General features: G+C 60.7%; 2 protein-coding genes. One reads left to right on the top strand and one right to left on the bottom strand.

Features of this window, described 5'->3' with window-relative positions; translation table 11 throughout:
• The first annotated feature begins 496 nt into the window (after nucleotides 1–496).
• Nucleotides 497–1,006 (top strand): GNAT family N-acetyltransferase, encoded by a 510-nt coding sequence (locus tag ACIQLI_RS22450; RefSeq protein ID WP_400392633.1) that lies wholly within the window; start codon nucleotides 497–499, stop codon nucleotides 1,004–1,006.
• A 139-nt stretch (nucleotides 1,007–1,145) separates the two neighbouring features.
• On the opposite strand, the gene ACIQLI_RS22445 is transcribed toward ACIQLI_RS22450, so the two are convergent.
• On the bottom strand, nucleotides 1,146–1,739 hold the full coding sequence (locus tag ACIQLI_RS22445) for an HhH-GPD-type base excision DNA repair protein (protein WP_400392630.1): 594 nt from the start codon (nucleotides 1,737–1,739) through the stop codon (nucleotides 1,146–1,148).
• Between the last annotated feature and the right edge of the window lie 239 nt (nucleotides 1,740–1,978).

The following is a 1,978-nucleotide window of genomic DNA, read 5'->3' as shown; positions in this document are numbered from 1 at the left end:
TGGGAGAGTAGGACACCGCCGGACAACCATTAAGGCAAGAGCCCCGACCACAGGTCGGGGCTCTTCCCCTTTAACCACCCAACACACACCAACACCCACCAACACGAAGCGATCCAGCATCCGCCAGCCCGGAAGCTGCCAGACACGCTATTGCCGTGGACACCGCATGCGTTGCACCTTGGGACGCGCACTGGGGTCAAAGGTAAGCAACGCTGCTGGACCCGGACGGCAAACTCCATGGATCTCTGCGCTGAGCTCGCCAGGAACCGACCAAGGGTTGCCGACCAGCTGCTGAGCTCTCTTGTGAGGCGCGGCTGATGGCCTGACTCAGCCCACGTTTTCCTGTTGGCGCCTGCTTCAGATTCAGCACCTGGCAATCCTGATGTGCAAAGCTGATCGTCGCGGTCCGCCGGCCCCAACGACATCCACTTCGGCGGATAGCGGCCTGAGGTGAGTACGGTTTGCCCTACTCGCTGCACAGGTAAGGATGAAAGAGATGAAGAGAGACACCGGACCCGCGACGCCTTTGACTTTTCGTGCAGGAACCGCTGAGGATTTCTCTGAGTGCGCAGAACTATGGATGCGGGCTCTCGCCCTTCGTGATGGCACACCCAGCGATTCGGAAATCAAGCGCAAAGCGTCGGCCAAACTCACCGCCCCTGGAGGCATCCTTTCCATTGCGGAAAGCCAATCAGGGACGCACGCGTTTGCGCTGGCCCTGGATGTGAACCCGGCATGTGCTGCCCGGACAGCTCACCTGGCGCTGCTTGCCGTCGACCCTGCTTACCAAGGCCGGGGACTGGGGCGGGCGCTGCTTGCAAACATGACTCAATTGCTCGTAACGGACGGTTTCGCTGAGGTATCCCTAAGAGTGTTGGAAGAAAATATGTCTGCACGCAAGATCTATGAAAAGGCGGGCTGGAAGATCGCCGGATGTGGGATCTTTGAAGATTCCGGCCGTCCTTACATACGCTACCTGTTGGGCTTAGCCCAGAATGAGCCATAAGTAGAATTTCGGTACCTGACCAGCACGTGCACTGCGGCCCACCGAATTGGGATCGTGTCGGTAGGAGGCGGCTCTCGCTTCAGCGATAAACCTTCTGTCTCCAGCCTCGTCGAACCGGCGGCAGGGAGGCCGGTGTGAATCAGGCGTTGGACGACTTCGCGGCCTTCGCTGCCGCCTTTGCTGCCTGCTTGCTGGCACGTACCTTGACCAAGGACTCTGGATCCACGATGTCGGCAACGGACAGGTAGGATCCTTCCTCGCCGTAGTGGCCGGCTGCCTCCCGCCACCCGTCGGCTTGAAGGCCGCATTGCTTGCCCAGCAAGGCCAGGAAGATTTTCGCCTTCTGCTCGCCGAATCCTGGCAATGCTTTGAGTCGGCGCAGTACCTCGGGACCATCGGGATTGCCGCGGGTCCACATCGCGGAGGCGTCACCATCCCAGTCGCTGTGGACCGTTTGGGCCAGGGCTTGGACCCTGCCGGCCATGGAACCAGGGAAGCGATGGACGGCCGGCTTCTCCTTGAAGATTTCGACGAAACCGGCGGGATCGTGCTCGGCAATGGCGCCAGGTTCCAAGGAACCGAGGCGGGTACGGATCTTCTCCGGTCCAGCAAACGCCGATTCCATGGTCACCTGTTGATCGAGCAACATACCAGTTAGCAACGCAAAGGCGTCGTCACTGAGCAGTTTGTCGGCGGCGGCATCTCCCGTGATGTGCAGTTCCATGCGTTCCATCCTCCCACCAGGCGGCGTCAACGTCATTGGCCCGCTGATTGCGACCCATAAGTGTGCAGTCCGCTGCGGCCGCGCCGCGTTTCCCCCTGTCGTACGGAGGCCTCCCCCAAGACGTTCGTTGACGCGTTCGACGGCGGTTTGGTGGGGTTTTGGGGGTGGGTTTGGTGTGGGTGGGGTGGGGTGTTGGGGTGGATTTGCGTTGGGGGTTGGGGGCGTGTATTGTTTTCTGAGTCGCCGGG

Source organism: Paenarthrobacter sp. NPDC091669 (assembly GCF_044756725.1).
Classification (GTDB): domain Bacteria; phylum Actinomycetota; class Actinomycetes; order Actinomycetales; family Micrococcaceae; genus Arthrobacter; species Arthrobacter bambusae_C.
The sequence above is the reverse complement of the archived record's forward strand: the minus strand, read 5'-3'. Positions and strand labels throughout refer to the sequence as shown.